This is a genomic window from Nocardioides sp. NPDC127503, assembly GCF_040302165.1.
Lineage (GTDB): Bacteria > Actinomycetota > Actinomycetes > Propionibacteriales > Nocardioidaceae > Nocardioides.
This window is the reverse complement of the sequence record NZ_JBEORH010000003.1, coordinates 240,911-260,602: the sequence shown is the minus strand read 5'-3', so window position 1 is coordinate 260,602 and position 19,692 is coordinate 240,911. Positions and strand designations below refer to the sequence as shown.

The following is a 19,692-nucleotide window of genomic DNA, read 5'->3' as shown; positions in this document are numbered from 1 at the left end:
GTGCCTCAGACGTGGTAGATGTCGACGACGTGGTGGATGTAGTCGTTCTTGAGCACCACGCTCTTGCGGCGGATCAGCGGCTGCTCGCCGGAGAAGTCGACGGTGTAGAACGACGTGCCGTAGTAGGGGTCGACGGTCTTGTAGCGGAAGTACATGGTGTGCCAGTTGAAGCGCACGTCGACCAGGTCGCCGCGGCGCTCGATCACCTCGACGTTGCTGATGTTGTGCGACGTACGCGGCTCGGGCAGCGAGGTGGCCGAGGACCGCTCCGTACGGATCCGGAAGACCCGGTCCTCCAGGCCACCCTTATTGGGGTAGTAGATGAGCGACATCTCGGTCTGCGGGTCCTCGGTCAGGAGGTCCGCGTCGTCCCAGCAGGGCATCCAGTAGACGACGTCGTCGGCATAGCACTCGAGCCACTTCTCGAACTCGCGGTCGTCCAGGAAGCGCGCCTCGCGGTAGAGGAACTGCTCGATCATGCCGTGAGTGATGAGCTTCGCTCCGGCAGGAGCACTCTGCGTGATGGTCATGATCAGTTGCCCTTCTCGTTCTCGACGGCCTGGCGCATCACGTCGGCCCAGTAGCCGTGCACGACGGGGTAGAGGCCCTCGTCCTCGTTCTTCGCGCCGGCCGAGATGACGCCCGGCATCTCCAGCGCCTCGGCGACCTCGTCAGGCCCCGTGAGCCAGTGCGAGGCACCACGGCTCATGTCGTTCCACGGCGCGGCGGAGGCCTGGTACGTCACGTAGCAGGAGCGGAACTCCTCCAGGTCGTCGGGCGTGGCCATGCCGGAGGCGTTGAAGAAGTCCTCGTACTGCCGGATCCGCCAGGCCCGCGACTCGGGGCTCTCGCCCTTCGGGGCGATGCAGTAGATGGCGACCTCGGTCTTGTCGACCGAGATCGGCCTGAAGTGGCGGATCTGGGTCGAGAACTGGTCCATCAGATACACGTTCGGATAGAGAAGCAGGTTGCGCGAGCCCTTGACCATGAACTCGCCCTTGGCCTCGCCGAACTTCTCCTTGAGCACGTCCATCTGGTCCCACAGCGGCCGGTCGGCGGGGTTGGCCGCCCAGGTCCACAGGCACAGATGGCCGTTCGGGTAGGACCAGTAGCCGCCACCCGCCTTGCCCCAGCTGCCGGCGTCGACGGTCTTGGTGGTGTTCTTCGACTCGCCGGTGTTGCGGCGCGAGGTCGTCGCCGCGTAGTTCCAGTGGGTGGCGGTGACGTGGTAGCCGTCGGCGCCGTTCTCCGCCTGGACCTTCCAGTTGCCGTCGTAGGTGTAGGTCGAGGAACCGCGCAGCACCTCGAGCCCCTCGGGTGACTGGTCGACGAGCATGTCGATCACCTTGACGGTGTCGCCGAGGTGCTCCTCGAGCGGCAGTACGTCCTGGTTGAGCGAGCCGAACAGGAAGCCGCGGTAGCTGTCGAAGCGGGCCACGTGGGTGAGGTTGTGCGAGCCCTCGGTGTTGAAGCTCTCCGGATAGCCCGCGTCGTCGGGGTCCTTGACCTTGAGCAGGGTGCCGTCGTTGCGGAACGTCCAGCCGTGGAACGGGCAGGTCAGGGTCATCCGGTTGTCGGTCTTGCGCCGGCACAGCATCGCGCCGCGGTGGGCGCAGGCGTTGATCATGCAGTGCAGCTCGCCGTCCTTGTCGCGAGTGATCACCACCGGCTGCCGCCCGATGTAGGTGGTGAAGTAGTCGCCGGGGTTGGGCACCTGGCTCTCGTGGGCGAGGTAGATCCAGTTGCCCTCGAAGATGTGCTTCATCTCCAGCTCGAAGATCTCCTCGTCGGTGAAGATCCGGCGGTTGGCGCGGTAGATCCCGGCCTCGCGATCCTCGACCACGGCGTCCGACAGGACGTTCTCGATGTGGCCCAGGCTCTCGGTGAGTGGTGCGGTCATGGTGATGCCTCCAACGGGTGACGGTCACCACACCTTCGCAAGACGTGGCGACCGTCACACCAGGCGAATGCCCAGTTCCGACCTAGGCATCCATTGATCATTCGAATCAATCAATGGGCGGCAGTTTCGTCCTTGTTGTTTATCTATCGCGGTCCTAGTGTGGCGGTCATCACCACCTCGTGAGGAGCGCTTCATGGAGCTACGCCACCTGCGGTATTTCGCCGCTGTCGCCGAGACCTGCCACTTCGGGCAGGCCGCGGCGCAGCTGCACATCGCCCAGCCGGCGCTCTCCCAGGCGATCCGCCAGCTCGAGTCCGAGCTCGACGTCACCCTGTTCACCCGGACGACCCGGCAGGTCTCCCTCACCCCGGCCGGCGAGTTCCTCCGCACCGAGGCCGCCCGCGTCCTGGCCGCCGTCGACGACAGCGTCCGAGGCGTACGCCGCATCGGGGCCGGCCGCCACGGCCTGGTCCGCCTGGGGCTGACCGGCACCGCCTCGTTCTCGCACCTGCCGGGCATCGCCCGGGTGGTCAAGCGCGAGCTGCCCGAGGTCGCGCTCGAGATCCACGCCGACCTGCTCACCCCGGCCCAGTGCGAACGGCTGCAGAGCGGGGCGCTCGACCTCGGCGTACTGCGGCCGCCGGCCACCGGCGAGGGACTGACCCTGCGCACCCTCGAGGTCGAGCCGCTCGCGCTCGCCATCCCCGTCGACCACCGGCTGGCCGTCGAGCCCGTGGTGGCCCTGGCCGACCTTCGCACCGAGCCGTTCGTGGCCTACAGCGCCCGCGACTCGGCGGTCAACGAGGCGGTCCTGCGCAGCTGTCGCGAGGCCGGGTTCGTGCCGCGCCGCGAGCACGAGGCACCGAGCACCGCGGTCCTGCTGGCGCTGGTCGCCGCGGGCCTCGGCGTCGCGGTCCTCCCGGCCTCGGTCCGGGCCCTTCCGCTGGAGGGCGTGGTCTTCCGCGACCTGCTCGACGCGGGCAGCGTCGAGCTCTCCCTCGCCTACCGCACCGACGACGACAACCCCGTCGTCGACTCCGTCATCGAGGTCCTCGAGGCCGCCGACCTGTTCACCGCACCCCGCCTGGAAGCTCCCCGATCATGAAGATCACCAAGGTCGAGGCGATCCCGTTCGCCATCCCCTACCGCAAGCCGCTGCGCTTCGCCTCCGGCGAGGTCCACACCGCCCAGCACGTGCTCGTCCGGGTGCACACCGACGACGGCGTCGTGGGTGTCGCCGAGGCGCCGCCGCGACCGTTCACCTACGGCGAGACCCAGACCGGGATCATCGCCGTCATCGACCAGCTCTTCGCCCCGCAGCTCGCCGGGCTCACCCTGCTCGAGCGCGAGACCGCCCGCGTCCTGATGGAGCGCACCGTCGGCAACCCGACCGCCAAGGCCGCCGTCGACATGGCCATGTGGGATGCCCTCGGCAAGACCCTGGACCTGCGGGTCGTCGACCTGCTCGGTGCCTTCACCGACCGGATGCGGGTCTCCCACATGCTCGGCTTCGACGGGCCCGAGGCGATGGTCGCCGAGGCGGAGCGGATGCGGGAGACGTACGGGATCTCGACGTTCAAGGTGAAGGTCGGCCGCTCCCCTATCGAGCTCGACACCGCCGTAGTCCGTGCGCTGCGCGAACGGTTCGGCGCCGAGATAGAGCTGTACGTCGACGGCAACCGCGGCTGGACCGCGGCCGAGTCCGCCCGCGCGATGAAGCAGATGGCAGACCTGGACCTGCTCTTCGCTGAGGAGCTCAACCCCGCCGACGACGTGCTCGGGCGGCGCTGGCTGGTCAGCCAGCTGGACGTGCCGTTCATCGCCGACGAGTCCGTCCCGACGGCGGCCGACGTCACCCGCGAGGTGCTCGGTGGCTCCGCGACCGCGATCAGCATCAAGACCGCGCGCACCGGCTTCACCGGCTCGCAACAGGTGCTCCATCTCGCCGAGGGCCTCGGGCTGGAGGTCGTGATGGGCAACCAGATCGACGGCCAGCTCGGCAGCGCCTGCTCGATCGCCTTCGGCGCGGCTCACCGGCTCACCTCCCGCCGGGCCGGCGAGCTCTCCAACTTCCTCGACATGGCCGATGACCTGCTCACCGAGCCGCTCGAGATCCGCGACGGCGAGCTCGCCGTACGTCCTGGTGCCGGCCTCGGGGTCGAGATCGATCCGGAGAAGCTCGATCGCTACCGCACCGACAACTGAACACCTGACCCCACCGCAACACGAGAGGACACACCCATGACCACCGACCAGACCCTCGAGTCCACCGAAGCAGCCTCCGCGGCCGCCTCGGGCGCGTCTGCCACCGAGCGGTTCGCCGCCGACAAGTCGCCCTTCGACGCCGTCAAGGACACCCCGCCGGAGCGCGTCGACAGGCTGGCCAAGCGCGTGCTCAACGCCGTCTACGACACGATCCGCGAGGAGAAGGTCAGCTACGACGAGTACAACGCGCTCAAGGCGTGGCTGATCCAGGTCGGCCAGGACGGCGAGTGGCCGCTCTTCCTCGACGTCTGGGTCGAGCACGAGATCGAGAAGGTCGCCACCGAGCACCGCGAGGGCAACAAGGGCACCATCGAGGGCCCCTACTACGTCCCCGCGGCCCCGGAGCAGGGCGCGAACGGCACCATCCCGATGCGCGACGGCGAGGCCGGCACCCCGCTGACCTGGACCGGCACGATCACCTCCACCGACGGCACCCCGCTCGACGGCGCCAAGGTCGAGCTCTGGCACGCCGACGCCGACGGCTTCTACTCACAGTTCGCCCCCGGCATCCCGGAGTGGAACCTGCGCGGCAGCTTCACCGTCGGGGCCGACGGCGCCTTCGAGATCCACACGATCCAGCCGGCGCCCTACCAGATCCCGACCGACGGCTCCTGCGGCAAGCTCATCGCCGCCGCCGGCTGGCACGCCTGGCGTCCGGCGCACCTGCACGTCAAGGTGTCGGCCCCGGGCCACGAGCTGCTCACCGCCCAGCTCTACTTCCCCGGTGACGAGCACAACGACGACGACATCGCCTCGGCGGTCAAGCCCGAGCTGGTGCTCGCGCCCGTCGCCAACGGGGACGGCTCGGTGAGCGTCGACTACGGCTTCGTGCTCGACCCGGCTCGCGGCTGATGCTCTACCACGTACGCATGGACGTCCGGATCCCGCACGACCTGGATCCGGACGTCCGCGACGACACGATCGCCCGCGAGAAGGCCTACGCCCAGGAGCTCCAGCGCGCCGGGAAGTGGCCGCATCTGTGGCGGATCGCCGGGGAGTACGCCAACTTCTCGGTCTTCGACGTCGAGTCCCACGACGAGCTCCACCAGATCCTCTCCGGCCTGCCGCTGTTCCCCTACATGGACGTCCAGGTCACCCCGCTGGCCAAGCACCCCTCCAAGGTCGACTAGAGCTGTTCGAGCACCCGGTCGGCTTCGCGCCGCAACGGCGCGAAGCCGTGCTCGGCGGCCAGCTGCCGGCCCCGGCGGGCGTGCACCCTTGCTGCCGTGGTGTCGCCCTCTGCATGGAGCGCCTCGGCCAGCCCGATCCGGGCCCGGGTCTCGGTGAACGACGCGACGTGCGTGTGGCTGAGCCGGACCGCGTACTCGTAGGTCTCGGCGGCGTCGCGGTGGTTCCCGGTCGCATCGAGGGCGGCGGCATAGCTGCACGCCGTCGACGCGACGAAACGTACGTCTCCGTGGGCCCGCGCGGTCAGGTGGGCCCGCTCGGCGAGCTCGAGCGCCGAGGCGTGGTCGCCACGGACCAGGGCGAGCAGGCTGAGCTCCTCGAGCGCGTTGGCCTCGGCGAACGGGCTCCGGTTGCGGGTGGCCTGCGCCAGCGCCGACTCCAGCCGGGCGCCGGCTGAGTCCAGCATGCCGAGGGAGCGCTCGGCCGCGGCCAGCGTGGCGAGCTCGAGCGGGGTGGCGCTGCCCTGTGCCTCGCTCAGCTCGACCGCCTGGAGATGGTGGACGCGCCCCTCCTCGAAGCGACCCTGCTCGGTGCAGGCGATGCCGAGAGCCTGATGCGCCCAGGCCCGCAGCCCCTCGGAGCCCTCGACGTCGCCGAGGATCTTCAACGCGTGCGTGTAGGCGACCTCGGCCTCGCGTCCGGAGTCCGCGACCCGGTGGCGGTGGCCGTCGACGATCGCCGCGAACGCCAGCCCCTGCGTCCACCCGCTCGTGTCGAGGAGACTCCACGCGCGGTCCGACTCCGCCCAGGCCTCGTCCATCCGTCCCAGGACCCCGAGCACATCGGCTTGCAGCGTACGCAGGAAGGCCTCGGCCCGCGCCTCGTCTTCCAGCATCGCGGCCTCGGCCCCGACCGTCACGAGCTCGAGGTAGGTGGTGACGTCGAGGCGGGTCCGGTAGTGGATCCTGGCTTGGTCTACGAGCTTCCAGGCGTAGTGGCGCCGGTGCGGGTCGGTCGCCGCCTGCTTCGCGAAGGCGATCAGCAGCTGCGCCTCGCGGTCGAGCCAGGTGCGGGCGTCATCGGCTGAGTCGAAGCGGCTTTGCGGTGAGGGCTCGATCTCCAGCGCGCGCAGGCGGCCCGGATAGGCGGTGCCGGCGGCGCTGACCGTGGTGTCGAGCAGCCAGTCGGCCAGCCGGCGCTGCGCCTTCGGCTGCTCGGGGTCGGCGGCGGCCAGATCGCCGGCATGGAGCCGGAGCAGATCGTGGTAGTGGTAGCGACCGACGCCGTCGTCGGCTCTGTCTTTGGGACTGGCGGTCTGCAGCATGTTGGCGTCGACCAGGTCCTCGAGCAGCCGCTGCGTGGTGGCCGGGTCGCGGTCGAGGAGGGCGCACGCCGGAGCAGGGTCGAAGTCGTAGGCCGAGATCAGCGAGCACAGCCGGAAGGCCCGCTGTGCCTCGGCGGGCATCGCGGCGTAGGAGATCTCGAGACTGGCCGCGACGCTCACCTCACCGACGGCCAGCTCGGCCAGCCGGTGGGAGCTCGCGCTCAGCCGGTCGGCGTACGTCTCGATCGACCACTCCGGGCGGCTCAGCAGCCGAGCCGCGGCGATCCTGAGCGCCAGCGGGAGACGACCGCACGCCAGCGCCAGCGACTCGCTCGCGCGCGGTGCTGCGGCCACGCGCTCGCGACCGACGATCGCGCCGATGAGACGGATGGAGGCGTCGGTGCTGAGCTCGCCGAGATGGATCTGGCGGCCCAGGTCGATCGTCCCCGCGAGGGCCGGCAGCCGATGGCGGCTGGTGAGGATCGTCCGGGTGGTGCCGGGTCCGGGCAGCAGCGGGATGACCTGGCTGGGGCTGTCGACGCTGTCCAGCACGATCAGCATCCGGCGGTCGGAGAGCTCGCTGCGGAGAAGGGCGGCGGCGTCGGCGTCGTCGGTCGGGATCTGCTGGCCGGAGAGGCCGAGCGAGCGCAGGAAGCGCCGCAGCACCGATCCGGGCTCCACCGCCTCGCCCGAGACCCCGTGGAGGTCGGCGTAGAGCTGGCCGTCGGGGAAGTCGCCGGCCAGCCGGGCCGCGGCGGTCAGCGCCAGCGCGCTCTTCCCGGAGCCGGCCGGCCCGGTGACCAGCACCGCGGCGCCGCCGCCTTCGCCGAGCCCGGCCGCCAGCATGGCGAGCTCGGTGTCACGCCCGATCAGCGCCGGTGCCGCCGGCACCTCACGAGGGGCGTCTCGACGGCGGGCACCCTCGACCAGCGTCGGTCGCCGGGTGTGCCAGCGTCCTTCCAGCGTCCCTTGGCGTACGTCCTCGAGGACCGGGCTCGGATCCAGCCCGAGCTCCTCGGCCAGGACGGAACGGACCGTGTCGTAGGCGGCGAGCGCCTCGGCCTGCCGCCCGGCCGCCGCCAGCACCTTCACGTACGCCGCCCACAACGGCTCGTCCAGCGGCCGCAACCGGGCGAGCTCGCCCACGACCGGGAGCGCCTCGATGGCCCGGCCCTCGGCCACGCCCAGGGTCGCCCATCTGAGCACGACCGCGACGTACTCGTCCTCGATCGTGCTGGACAGCCACGGCGCCTGATCGAAACCTTCGGGACGCCCGCGCCACAGGCCGACGGCCTCGGTCAGTGGGGCCATCTCGTCAGTCCTGGTCAGCTCCCGGAAGCGGACGAGGTCGAGCTCATCGGCCGAGGCGTCGAGACGGAGGGCGCTGCCGTCCTGGGTGACCGCGACAGGCGCGAGGAGGGCGCGCAGGCGCCGCAGCAGCTGGGCCAGCCGCCTGCCCGACTCGGCGGAGGCGAGCTCGGGCCACAGCAGGTCGAGCAGCTCGTCGCGCCCGACCCTCTCCCCCGGTTCCAGTGCCAGCCGCCGCAGCAGCAGCCCGACCTGATCGGGTACGTCGACCGGCACCCCGTCGCGGACCACCACGGTCGGGCCGAGGACGGCGATGCTCACCACCGCGCCGTCGGCCTCGCGAGCGGGTGTGAAGGCCTCGGCGAACCGCGCCTTCTCCTCATCGCTCAGGCCCAGCGCCTCGGCGAGCGCACGCAGCGAAGCCGCCCTCGGACGCCTCGTCCTGCCCTGCTCGAGGTCGCGGATCGAGGCGACGCTGACCCCCGCGGCCCGCGCCAGCGCGCCCTGTGTCAGCGAACGCGACTCGCGCAGCCGGCGGAGCCTGGGGCCGAACATGCCCTCATGGCGCACCCCGGCCTCCGTCAAGACCCCGAGCCTGGCGAATCACCACAAAATCCTATCGGGTCGAGCGTCGTCGGGCGTGCAGGATCGTCGTACCTGCAAGGATCGCAGCGAGGTGATGAGATGTCGATGATCGACTATGCGGCACCCGCGGGTCCGACCCGCGGCTATCTTTCGGTTCCCGAGGGACCCGGGCCCTGGCCCGCTGTCGTGGTCGTGCAGGACATCCTCGGCATGACCTCGGACATCAAGCGGATCGGTGACCGGTTCGCGGCCAACGGCTACCTGACACTGACCCCCTCGCTCTACGAGCGGGGTCCGAAGGTCGGCTGCGTCGTCACCACGATGAAGTCGCTGGTGACCGGCAAGGGCACCGCGGTCGACGACCTGATCGCAGCTCGCGACCACCTCGCCGACGACCCGCGCTGCACCGGCAAGGTCGGCGTCGTCGGCTTCTGCATGGGTGGCGGCTTCACCCTCCTGCTGGCCCCGCGCGGCATCTTCGACGCTGCTGCGCCCAACTACGGCATGCTGCGCAGGGACGTGTCCTCGCTCAGCTCCTCGTGCCCGATGGTGGCCAGCTACGGCGCCAAGGACCGCACCCTGCCCGGCGCCGCGGCCAAGATCGAGGCGGCGCTCGCCGAGGGCGACGTGCCCCGCGACGTCAAGGAGTACCCCGGTGTCGGGCACAGCTTCATGAACGACTGGGGCTTTCCCCGGCCGATGCCCGACCTGGAGCGCGTGGTCGGCTTCAACTACTCCGAGCCCGAGGCGGAGGACGCCTGGCGGCGCATCCTCGCCTTCTTCGGCGAGCACCTCGACCCGAAATAGCGCGGAAACCTCGGCCCTCTACTGTGGTGGCGCCCGAGTTCAACGGACAGCAAGGCCTCCTGGCCGGGAAAGCGGACACCTCCGGGCACGACCACCCGTCTGCTCCGAGCAAGGAGAGCACCCGTGAGCGAGCGTCAGCGAGCGAACCGTCAAAACATCACGCGACCGTGTCCGTATTCTGGCGCTTGCGCTACGGGGGCGGTCGCGTGAGCACGTTCCACGTCCCCGCCGTCGACATCGCTGCGTACGTCCAGGGCGGAACGCCCCAGGAGAAGGCGGCCGTCGCGGCCGCCATCGACACCGCCTGCCGTGAGGTCGGCTTCATCCAGATCCTCGGCCACGGCGTGGCTCCGTCCGCGGCCGATGGTCTGGCCGCGGCCATGGACGACTTCTTCGCCCTGCCGCCGGCGGAGAAGGCCCGGTGGCGCCGCCCGGCCGCCGAGAACCGTGGCTACACCCCGCCCAAGTCGGAGACGCTCGCGCTCAGCGCCGGTGTGCAGTCCGAGACGCGGATGAAGGACTTCTTCGAGGCCTTCAACGTCGGCTCGTCGGTCTCCGACCACCCCGAGGTCGATCTCGTCGCGGCGCACTACGCGGAGAACACCTGGCCCGAGGTGCCGGACTTCCGGGCGCGCATCGACGCCTGGCGCACCGAGGCCGCCCGCGTCGCGCGCACCATGGTCACGATCTTCGAGGACGCACTCGACCTGGAGCGCGGCGCGATCGCGAGCCTCGCGGCCCACCCGATCGAGGTCCTGCGGATGAACAACTACGCCCTTCCCGAGGGCACCCGGGTCGAGGTCGATGAGGACATGATCGGGATGGGCGAGCACACCGACTACGGCATCGTCACGATCCTGTGGGCCGACCGGGTCAAGGGCCTCCAGGTCCTGCACGGCGGCGAGTGGCACGACGTCAGCCCGGCCGAGGGGGCGCTCCTGATCAACCTGGGCGACCTCACCACCCGGCTGACCAACGAGCAGTGGCTCTCGACCCTGCACCGGGTCAAGCCCCCGATCGTCGATGGCACCATCCAGCGACGCCGGTCGGCTGCGTACTTCTTCGACGGCGACGCCGAGGCGATGATCGGCCCGCTGCCGCGGTTCGTCGACGACGAGCACCCCCGCCTCTACCGTGACGTCTCCGTCGACGAGCACATCGCCGCCAAGCTCGCGGGCTCCCGTGCCGGGGTCCTCAACGCCACCGCCGGCCGGGAGGCGGCCCGCGTGCTCACCGCGGGCTACTGACCGGCGCCTCCTCGGTGTGCCGGCGGGCGATCGCGGCGGGCCACCAGATCCTGTCGCCGACCAGCGCGAAGACCGCCGGCACGACCACGGTGCGGACGAGGAAGGTGTCCAGCAGGATGCCCAGGCCCACGATCAGGCCCACCTGGGTCAGCGTGATCAGGGGCAGCACACCGAGCACCGCGAAGACCGAGGCCAGCACGATGCCAGCACTGGTGATGACGCCACCGGTCAGCCCGACCGCCATCACCATTGCGTCGACGGTGTCGTGCTCGGCGGTCTCCTCCCGCGCCCGCAGGACGAGGAACACCGTGTAGTCGACGCCGAGCGCCACCAGGAACAGGAAGGCGTAGATCGGTGTGCTGACGTCGAGCGCGGGGAACCCGAAGACGTGGGTGCTCATCCAGGCGCCCAGGCCGAGGGCGGCGAAGGTGGCGATCACGCTGATGGTGACGAGCACCAGCGGTGTCACGATCGACCGCAGCACCGCGAAGAGCACCAGCAGCACCACCAGCAGGATCAAGGGCACGACGACCTTGAGATCTCGCTCGGCGCCGTTGCGGCTGTCCAGGTCCTTGGCCACGCTGCCGCCGACCAGAGCGCTGGTGCCGGCCAGCTCGCTGCGCATGGTCTCGATGGTCTCGATGCTCTCGGAGGTCGCCGGCGCGTCCTCGAGCGTCGCGGTGATCTTCACCAGGTCGCCGCTCTCGCCCGAGGGGCGCGCGCTGTCGACGCCGTCCAGCTGGTTGACCTGCGCGAGAACCGCGTCGGCCTCGTCGGCCTTGACCACGATCGTCACCGGATCGGAGGCACCGGGCGGGAAGTGCTTCGAGAGGGTGTCCAGACCGTCGACGGACTCGGCGTCGACTCGGAACTGGTCGGTCTGCGAGAGCCCGACCTTGACGCCCAGAAGCCCGGAGGCGAGTACGCCGAGGATCACCGCGGCGACGGCCAGCACCGCTGCCGGGCGGCTCACCACGGTGCGGGCGATCCGGAACCAGACGCCGTCGCGAGACTTCTCGTCCTCGCCGTTGCGCGGTACGAACGGCCAGAAGAGGCCACGACCGAACAGCGACAGCGCTGCGGGCAGGGCGAAGAGAGCGAAGAGCAGCGCCACCAGCAGGCCGATGGCAGCCGAGACCCCCAGGGACCGGGTGTTGGGCGCGACGCTGAACAGCAGGGCCAACAGCGCGAGCACGACCGTGAGGTTGCTGGCCACGATCGCCTCGGCGGAACCGCGTACGGCGGCGGCGAGGGCGTCGCGATGGTTTGCGTGCCGGCGGAGCTCCTCGCGGTAGCGCGAGACCAGCAGGAGCGCGTAGTTGGTGCCGGCCCCGAAGACCAGCACGCTGGTGATCCCCGACGTCGAGCCGTCGAGCCCGTTGCCCGTCCAGTCCGCGACGATCTGGGTCACCACCGAGGCGGTGCGATCGGCGACCGCGATCACGATCAGGGGCACGAGCCACAGCACCGGAGAGCGGTACGTCAGGATCAGCAGGATGGCGACGACCGCGGCGGTGACGAGAAGCAGCCGCACGTCGGCACCTTCGAACGCCGAGGAGATGTCGGCGGCGAAGGCGGCGCCGCCGGTGAGCTGGACCGTGAGGCCGTCGGGCCGGTCCTCGTCGACCGTCTCCCGCAGGTCGCCGACGAGCTCGGTGAGATCGAATCCGGTCACATCGGCATCGACGTCGATGGCGACGATCAGGGCATCGCCGTCGGTCGCCGGGATCGGCGGCGAGACCTCGTTCCCGGAGATCTCTGCCCAACGCTGCGACACCTCGGCGACCCACGCCCGGTCGTCCGCGGTGAGCCCACCGGCACGCTCGACCACCGCGACCGCGGGCAGCACGTCCCCACCCGGAAAGCTCTGCTGCAGCTCCGCGACCCGGGCCGACTCGGCGTCCGCCGGCAGCGGGTCAGGCGCCGAGCTGGCGGACTCCAAGGAAGATCCGACGAACATCACCGCACCGGCCAGGAGGACCGTGATCACCAGGACCAGCCATGCCGTGGCCTTTCTCGTGGTGACTTGTGCGAGAGCTGCTAGCGCGGAGCGCATGGCCGGGCCTTTCGGGTAGAGGTGGTGGGTGCTTCGGGTGACATCGGAGCTAGGACCTGTCCAGGCCGGCGGCAGCCGCCGCCCATCTCCACAGCGCCTCGGCCTCTCCGCGACCGGGACGGGTCGCGGACCGGTAGCTCGTCGGACGCTGCCGGCGGTCGTGCCAGAAGGTGCCGGACGGCGGGGCGGGCTCGGTGGCCGCGAGCCACACTGCCGTGTCCGCGCCCTCCTCGGCCGGGCGCAGGAACGGTCGGGTCAGCGTACGGAAGGCGGGGAGCGATCGAGCGAGGCCAGGTGTGTCCGCCCAGCCGGGGTGCATGACGAAGGTGGAGATCCGGTCCGGCGACCAGCGCCGGTCGAGGATCGGTGCCAGCTCCACCTGCATGCGCTTGGACCGCGCGTAGGCGACGGCGCCCTGGTAGGTGCCTTCTGCGAACTCCGGGTCGTCCACAGGCAGGGGCTGCGTGTACATCCCGCCCGAGGCGACGAAGACGACCCTGGCGCCGTCCTCCGAGCGGCGCAGGGCCGGCAGCAGCCGCTCGGTCAGCCGGATCGGCCCGAGCACATGGGTGGCGACGGACAGCTCGTGGCCCTCGACCGACTCGGTCCGCTCGGGCGGCATGACCCCCGCGTTGTGCACGAGCACGTCGAGAGCGGTGCTGCCGCCGCTACGCGCGCAGAAGTCTGCGGCGAACGCGTCGATCATGGCCGGATCGGAGACGTCGCAGCGCTCCGTCCGAAGCTCCGCGACGAGCCCCTCGTCGCGCAGCAGCCGCTCGATCCGCGCGACCGCGGGCGCGGCGCGTTCGGGCGAGCGTACGAGGAGGTGGACGCGGGCGCCGAGCCGGGCCAGGCCCAGCACGGTGGCCTCGCCGAGACCGCTGCCGCCGCCGGTGACCACGGCGGTCCGTCCTGCCAGCACGCCCGGACGCGGGTCGCCGGCGGCCCAGCGACGGCGACGGATCGCGTAGCCGAGGCGGGAGTAGCCCAGCACGACGGTGCGGTCGAGCACACGGTCGAGACCCTGGTCAGACTCTGCGGCGTGCCTCATGTGCGTACGCCTCCGAGGACATGTCGCAGCGCCTGCTCGGCCTCGACGAACCGGAAGCGGTGGTCGATCCCGAGGAGGCGCTGCGGGATGACCCGCTGGTTGGCGAAGGCCACCTCCTGCGCTCCTTCATTCCCCAGGAGCAGACGGGGACCGAACGACGGCGTCGGCAGGATCGCCGGGCGGTGCAACGCTCGGCCCAGGGCGGCGGCGTAGGCACGCTGCCGCAGAGGCTCTGGAGCGACGGCGTTCACCGGGCCCGAGAGGCCCTCGTCCACCAGCGCTCGGTGGTAGATGTCGACGAGGTCGTCGATCGCGATCGACGACTGCCACTGCTCCCCCGACCCCATCGGGCCGCCGAGGCCGGTGGCGAACAGCGGCCGCTGCAGGCGCAGAGCTCCCCCTCGCGGGCTCTGCACGATCCCGGTGCGCACGAGTACGACCCGCATCCCGGCATCCGCCGACGTCAGTGCCGCCTCCTCCCAGTCGCGGACGACATGGGCGAGGAAGTCGTCGCCGGGTGTGGAGTCCTCGGTGAGGACCTCCTCGCCGCGGTCGGCTCCGTAGATCCCGATCGCCGACGCGCAGACGAAGACTCCTACCCCTGCCTTAGCACTGGCCTGGGCCAGCAGGCGGGTGGGCCCGATGCGTGAGTCGCGGATCAGCTCCTTGTGCCTGTCCGTGAAACGGCCGGCGATGCTGTGCCCGGCCAGGTGGACGACGGCGTCGACTCCGGTCAACGAGGCGGGGTCGGGGTCGTCCGGGTTCCAGGCACGCTCGTCGGGTTCGGTCGGCCGGTGGCGCACGAGCCGGACCACGGTGTGTCCGCCGGTGGTGAGGAAGGCCGAGACCGCGCTCCCCACCAGGCCGGATGCTCCGGTGAGCGCCACGGTGAGCCGAGGGGTGCCGGCCGACGAGCGGTGAGCCGCCAGGTCGTCGGCGAGCTGGCGCTGCCGGTAGGCGAACATCGGCTCGAGCAGCCGCCTCGGCAGCGTCGTCGTGACCCTGTCGACCACGGTGGTGCCGTCCCCGGTGCTCTCGAAGTCGTGCCGGTGGTGCCACGACACCGGCACCAGGAACGGACGCGAGACCAGGCGGTCGGCGAAGCGGTGGCCGGGGACGTACTCCTTGGGAAGGTGCTGGGCCACCCAGCGCCGGCCGGCCGGAAATTCGAGCACCGCCGTCCCGTCGGCGAGGTCGCGGGCCTCCTCGGCGATCCGGACCGGCTGCCACGGGGGCACCAACCGCTGGAACGCGCCGGGTCGGCCGTGCCAGTCGAAGACGACGTCGGCCGCGTCCGGCACGGTGTGCCGGAACTCGTGGGTCGTCGTACGCAACAAAGTCATAAGGTCGAGTCCTTCAGCTCTGTCAGCCGGGCCAGCGCCTCGCGACGCTCCTCGGCGTGGTCGACGACGCGTTCAGGGTAGCCGTTGGTAAAGCCCTCGGGGTGGCGCCACGGCTCGTGGGCCGCCGCCCCCGGAAGGTGGCGAAGCTCAGGTACCCAGCGCCGGACGTAGTCACCCTGCGGGTCGAACCGAAGCCCCTGGGTGATCGGGTTGAAGACTCGGAAGTAGGGCGCGGCGTCGGTGCCGGTCCCGGCCACCCACTGCCAGCCGTGGCTGTTGGAGGCCATGTCGCCGTCGAGGAGATGGTCGAGGAAGTGCCGGGCGCCGACCGGCCACCAGATGTGCAGGTCCTTGATCAGGAAGCTCGCCACGACCATCCGCACCCGGTTGTGCATCCAGCCCTCCGCGAGCAGCTGACGCATGCCGGCATCGACGAACGGGAAGCCGGTGGTTCCCGACTTCCAGGCCTCCAGCAGCTCGGGGTCCTCGTCGTACTGCATCCCTCGCAGCCCTCCCCGCAGGTCGCGCCAGGCCGACCGGGGGTCGTGCCAGAGCACGTCGGCGTAGAACTCGCGCCAGGCGAGCTCGGCGACGAAGCGCTCGACGTCCTCTCCAGAGGCACCGGTGCCGTGCCCGCCCAGATCGGCGAGGAGCGTACGCGGGTGGATCTCGCCATACTTCAACGCCGTCGAGAGGCGGCTGGTCCGGTCGAGGTCGGGCCGGTCCCGGGCCGAGGCGTAGCCGGCCAGGTCCTCGGCGCAGAAGTCCTCCCAGCGGTCGAGCGCCGCCCGCTCGCCGGCCTCCAGGTCGAGATGCTCGGAAGGGGCGGGCAGCGGGTCCGACTCGAGCTTGTCCATCCACTCGACCCGAGGATCACCGGCGGGCGCCCGCCATCCGTGCTCGCGCCATGCCCGCAGGAAGGGTGTGAAGACGCGGTAGGGCGCCCCGGTCGCGTTCCGGACCCTGCCCGGTGTCACGGCGTACGGGCTGCCGGTGCCGATCAGCCTGATGTCGTCGGCCGCCAGACGCTGCTCCACCCTCGCGTCGCGTCGCCGGCCGAAAGGGGTCGTCTCGGTCGATACGTGCACCTGGCTCGCTCCGGCCTCGGCTGCGACCTGGGCCACCACGTCGACCGGGTCGCCCTGACGGATCACCAGTGCCCCACCCGTCTCCTCGCGCAGAGCGGCGAGCGAGGCCAGCAGTCGCTCCCACCGCAGCCCGGTGCCGGACAGGCGCGGGTCGAGCACGAAGAGCGGCACCACGTGTCCATCGGCGGCCGCGGCCTGCAGAGCGGGATGGTCTCCCAGCCGGAGATCCCGCCGGAACCACATCAGCGACGTCGTCATGGGCGGTCCCCTCCCTCGGCCTCCAGGCGGATCTGGGCGACGTCGATGGCCCCGGTCCGGAAACCCGCCTCGCAGTAGGCAAGGTAGAACTCCCAGGTGCGCCGGAACTCGTCACCGAAAGCCTCGGACCGGATCGCCGGCCACGCGGCCAGGAAGGCGGAGCGCCAGCGGCGGAGCGTCTCGGCGTAGTCGGCGCCGAACCTGTCGGTGCGGGTCACAGCCAGGCCGACCTGTCCGGCCTGCTCGGAGATGACCGTGGTGGACGGGATCAGCCCGCCCGGGAAGATGTGCTTCTGGATCCAGCCGTAGGAGTTCCGGGTCGTCAGGTAGCGCTGGTGCGGCATCAGGATCGCCTGCAGGGCGATGGCACCGCCGGGACGGACCAGGCGGGACAGGGCCGCGAAGTAGTCGGGCCAGTAGCGCTCGCCGACCGCCTCGATCATCTCGATGCTGACCACGGCGTCGAAGGTTCCTGCGACGTGTCGGTAGTCCTGCACCAGGACCTCGACCCTGTCGGTGTATCCCGCGTCCTCGATCCGCTCCCTGGCCAGCGCCGCCTGCTCGACCGACAGCGTGATGGTGGTGACCCGGGCGCCGCGGCGTGCTGCCTCGATCGCAAGGGTCCCCCACCCCGTACCGATCTCCAGCACGTCGTCACCGGCACCGACGCCCGCCAGGTCGAGCGCCGCGTTGACCTTGCGCAGCTGTGCCTCCTGCAGGTCCTGCTCGGCCACCGGACGACTGCGGTCGAACAGCGCCGAGCTGTAGCTGAGGCTGGGGTCGAGGAACGCGGCGAACATGTCGTTGCCCAGGTCGTAGTGGGCGGAGATGTTCTCCTGGGTGTGCTCCACCGCGCCACGCTGGTCGGCGGGGATCGGCAGGTCGACCAGGCGGCTCAGCCGCAGCATCCAGCCCGGCACCAGCCCGGAGAGGCGTGCGGCATACGGCGCCAGCGCGTCCGCGAGGTCGGTGCCCTCGGCCGCGTGCCAGTCCCCGGCCGTGTACGCCTCACCGAGGCCGATCTTCGGGTTCTCCGCGAGCCGGCCGAAGAGCGACTCCGGGCGCTGCAGGACGATGCCCGGCCGCCCCTCCGTACGCGAGCCGCCTCGGCGGTTGAGAAGAGCGCCGTCCGGGAGCACGACGTCCACCGGGACATGCCGGGTCACCAGGCGCAGAATCTGCTTGGCGACCCCGGCTCGCAGGCCCGCGGCGGCCGCGGGCACCCTCTGCACCGGCAGCTCGAGCGACACCGGCTCTGCACTCATGATGTGACCTCTTTCGGGCTGGCTGGACGAGGGGTGAGGGGCAACCGGCGCAGCCACAGCCGGATCCCGTGGAACCGGATGAGCGCGCTGACCCGGTGGGGCATCAGCAGGTGGGTGAGGCTGACCCGCAGCAGCGCACGACGCGTCGCCGGCTCCGGGATCCCGCAGGTGGTCGCCGTCAGCACGCGAGCGCCGTCGCGGTCGAGGCCGACTGTCACGGAGACCTGTCCCGGGTCGACCTGGAGCCGGATGTCATAGGTCCCGGCCATGTCGTTGAACGGCGAGACGTAGAAGGCCTTGTCAGTGCGGGCGCGCCCACTGCGATCGATGTCGAGCAGGTAGGCGTGGCGGCCGCCGTAGGTGTTGTGCACCTCGAAGACGACCGCGCGCAGCACACCGTCGTCCGACTGCACCCAGAAGACGGTGAGGGGGTCGAAGACGTGGCCCAGGACCCGGGCGTTCGCCAGCATCAGCACTCGATCGGTCGATGCGAGGTCGACACCGTGGCCTGCCAGGAACACGCCGAGATCGCCACGGACGCCGGCCCTCGACGAGCCCCCGTCGAGATGGTCTTCGGCCCGGAACCCGGCCAGGGGACGCAGCCAGAGCGGGAGAAGGGGCAGCTCGTCGACGTCGATCAGCCACTGGTAGCTGCGGTGGCGGAACGCGTGCCGCAACGGCCTCTCACGGGTGTGGCTGACGTGGCCCACGACCAGCGCGGGCACCTCGGGAAAGAGCGGTGACGGGATCACCACGTCACCCCGAACGACTCTGCCGCCTCGACGCCGGAGCGGCAGCCGTCCTCGTGGAAGCCCCAGCCGAGGTGGGCGCCGGCGAAGGCCAGGCGAGGTCCGCCGGCCGTACGCAGCCGGGCCGCTGCCGCGACCGCCTCGGTGGTGAAGACCGGGTGCTCATAGCTCATCCGTGCGGTGACCTTGGCGGGGTCGACGTGCTCGGTGGCGTTGAGCGTCACCACGTGCTCGTCGCGGTCGTCGAGACCCTGCAGCCGGTTCATCCAGTAGCTGACGACCACCTTGTCGGCGCCACCTCCGCACGAGGCGAGGCGATAGTTCCACGACGCCCGGGCACGGGGCGAGGCTGGCAGCAATGCGGCGTCGCGGTGCAACCAGGTCTCGTTGCGCGAGTATCCGATCGCGGCCAGGTCCGCCTTCTCCTCCGGGGTCGCATCAGCCAGGAGCCTCAGAGCCTGGTCGGCATGGGTCGCCAGGACCACGCGGTCGAAGTGCCTGGACCCAGCCTCGGTGCGCACCTCGACCCCGTCGGCGTACCGCTCCACGGCGGTCACCGGTTCGCCGACACGGACCTCGCCCACCCGCTCCGCGATCCTGTCCACATAGGCACGGGAGCCGCCCACGACCGTGCGCCACGTGGGCGACCCGGTGACCTGGAGCATCCCGTGGTGGTCGAGGAAGGCGAAGAGGTGCCGAGCCGGGTAGGCGGCCGCGTCCTCGTCACCGCACGACCAGACGCAGGAGACCAGGGGCACGGCGAAGTGCTGGACGAAGTAGTCGCTGAAGCCGCCCTCGTCGAGGAACTGCCCCCACGTCAGATCGCTGTCGGTCTCGAGCAGACGGCGGGCGCGACGGTGGAACCGCGGCACCTGCGCCAGCATGCGGAGGAAGCGCGGGTCACCGAGACGACCCGGATCGGCGAGGATGCCGCTCAGGCCCTTGCCGCCGGCGTACGACAGGCCGCAGTCGTCGCAGACGATGCTCATGCTCATCTCGGTCGGCCGGGTCTCGACGCCGAGCTCTGCGAAGAGGCGGAGCAGGTTCGGGTACGTGCGCTCGTTCATCACGATGAAGCCGCTGTCCACGCGCAGGACGGCTCCCGACGCGGCCTGGACCTCGTGGGTGTGCGCGTGGCCACCGAGCCTCCCCTCGGCCTCGAAGAGCGTGACGTCGTGGCTGCGGCCGAGGAGGTATGCAGCGGTCAGCCCGGAGACTCCGCCACCGATCACGGCAACCGTCGGCCGCGGGGTGTTGGCCGCTCGGCTCATGGGAACTCCCTCGTCAGGCAACGGCATGGTCGCTGGCTACTTTCGGA

General features: G+C 70.8%; 16 protein-coding genes. 6 read left to right on the top strand and 10 right to left on the bottom strand.

All coding sequences use genetic code 11. The annotated features are described in order from the left end of the window. Window positions 1–5: 5 nt before the first annotated feature. Both benB and benA read right to left on the bottom strand, forming a co-directional pair. Window positions 6–530 (bottom strand): benzoate 1,2-dioxygenase small subunit, encoded by a 525-nt coding sequence (gene benB / locus ABTW65_RS08320; RefSeq protein ID WP_350659537.1) that lies wholly within the window; start codon window positions 528–530, stop codon window positions 6–8. 2 nt (window positions 531–532) lie between these two features. After that, window positions 533–1,900 (bottom strand): benzoate 1,2-dioxygenase large subunit, encoded by a 1,368-nt coding sequence (gene benA / locus ABTW65_RS08315; protein WP_350659536.1) that lies wholly within the window; start codon window positions 1,898–1,900, stop codon window positions 533–535. Window positions 1,901–2,093: 193 nt separating this feature from the next. Between benA and ABTW65_RS08310 the strand changes: the two genes are divergently transcribed. From ABTW65_RS08310 to catC, 4 genes are read left to right on the top strand one after another with little or no spacing between them, the layout of a single operon-like run. Further along, complete coding sequence (locus ABTW65_RS08310; RefSeq protein WP_350659534.1) at window positions 2,094–3,005, top strand: LysR substrate-binding domain-containing protein; 912 nt, start codon at window positions 2,094–2,096, stop codon at window positions 3,003–3,005. After that, window positions 3,002–4,105, top strand: a complete 1,104-nt coding sequence (locus ABTW65_RS08305) for a mandelate racemase/muconate lactonizing enzyme family protein (protein WP_350659532.1) — start codon at window positions 3,002–3,004, stop codon at window positions 4,103–4,105. The genes ABTW65_RS08310 and ABTW65_RS08305 overlap by 4 nt, the downstream gene beginning before the upstream one ends. A 36-nt stretch (window positions 4,106–4,141) precedes the next feature. Beyond that, window positions 4,142–5,017: a catechol 1,2-dioxygenase gene (catA, locus tag ABTW65_RS08300; protein ID WP_350659530.1), complete on the top strand. Its 876-nt coding sequence runs from the start codon at window positions 4,142–4,144 to the stop codon at window positions 5,015–5,017. After that, complete coding sequence (gene catC / locus ABTW65_RS08295) at window positions 5,017–5,295, top strand: muconolactone Delta-isomerase (RefSeq protein WP_008361945.1); 279 nt, start codon at window positions 5,017–5,019, stop codon at window positions 5,293–5,295. Before catA ends, catC begins: the two co-directional genes overlap by 1 nt. Here the strand turns inward: catC and ABTW65_RS08290 are convergent. Beyond that, window positions 5,292–8,510, bottom strand: a complete 3,219-nt coding sequence (locus ABTW65_RS08290; protein WP_350659528.1) for a BTAD domain-containing putative transcriptional regulator — start codon at window positions 8,508–8,510, stop codon at window positions 5,292–5,294. The two genes, catC and ABTW65_RS08290, sit on opposite strands and share 4 nt — an antisense overlap. A gap of 99 nt (window positions 8,511–8,609) precedes the next feature. Here ABTW65_RS08290 and ABTW65_RS08285 point away from each other — a divergent pair, with 99 nt between their 5' ends. Continuing rightward, window positions 8,610–9,317 (top strand): dienelactone hydrolase family protein, encoded by a 708-nt coding sequence (locus ABTW65_RS08285; RefSeq protein ID WP_350659526.1) that lies wholly within the window; start codon window positions 8,610–8,612, stop codon window positions 9,315–9,317. Window positions 9,318–9,523: 206 nt separating this feature from the next. Then, on the top strand, window positions 9,524–10,564 hold the full coding sequence (locus ABTW65_RS08280; RefSeq protein ID WP_350659525.1) for an isopenicillin N synthase family dioxygenase: 1,041 nt from the start codon (window positions 9,524–9,526) through the stop codon (window positions 10,562–10,564). Here the strand turns inward: ABTW65_RS08280 and ABTW65_RS08275 are convergent. From ABTW65_RS08275 to ABTW65_RS08245, 7 genes are all read right to left on the bottom strand, one after another. Next, entirely contained in the window at window positions 10,548–12,554 is a 2,007-nt protein-coding gene (locus ABTW65_RS08275; RefSeq protein WP_350659524.1) for an MMPL family transporter, read from the bottom strand. The two genes, ABTW65_RS08280 and ABTW65_RS08275, sit on opposite strands and share 17 nt — an antisense overlap. Before the next feature lie 115 nt (window positions 12,555–12,669). Further along, window positions 12,670–13,671, bottom strand: a complete 1,002-nt coding sequence (locus ABTW65_RS08270) for an SDR family NAD(P)-dependent oxidoreductase (protein ID WP_350659522.1) — start codon at window positions 13,669–13,671, stop codon at window positions 12,670–12,672. Further along, the gene (locus ABTW65_RS08265; RefSeq protein WP_350659521.1) at window positions 13,668–15,014 is read right to left on the bottom strand and encodes a TIGR01777 family oxidoreductase; all 1,347 of its coding nucleotides are present in this window, start codon (window positions 15,012–15,014) and stop codon (window positions 13,668–13,670) included. Before ABTW65_RS08265 ends, ABTW65_RS08270 begins: the two co-directional genes overlap by 4 nt. Then, entirely contained in the window at window positions 15,011–16,360 is a 1,350-nt protein-coding gene (locus ABTW65_RS08260; RefSeq protein ID WP_350659519.1) for a cryptochrome/photolyase family protein, read from the bottom strand. Before ABTW65_RS08260 ends, ABTW65_RS08265 begins: the two co-directional genes overlap by 4 nt. Beyond that, on the bottom strand, window positions 16,357–17,625 hold the full coding sequence (locus ABTW65_RS08255) for a class I SAM-dependent methyltransferase (protein ID WP_350659517.1): 1,269 nt from the start codon (window positions 17,623–17,625) through the stop codon (window positions 16,357–16,359). The genes ABTW65_RS08260 and ABTW65_RS08255 overlap by 4 nt, the downstream gene beginning before the upstream one ends. Further along, window positions 17,622–18,377, bottom strand: a complete 756-nt coding sequence (locus ABTW65_RS08250; RefSeq protein WP_350659516.1) for a DUF1365 domain-containing protein — start codon at window positions 18,375–18,377, stop codon at window positions 17,622–17,624. The genes ABTW65_RS08255 and ABTW65_RS08250 overlap by 4 nt, the downstream gene beginning before the upstream one ends. Further along, the gene (locus tag ABTW65_RS08245; protein ID WP_350659514.1) at window positions 18,374–19,645 is read right to left on the bottom strand and encodes an NAD(P)/FAD-dependent oxidoreductase; all 1,272 of its coding nucleotides are present in this window, start codon (window positions 19,643–19,645) and stop codon (window positions 18,374–18,376) included. The genes ABTW65_RS08250 and ABTW65_RS08245 overlap by 4 nt, the downstream gene beginning before the upstream one ends. Window positions 19,646–19,692 lie beyond the last annotated feature (47 nt).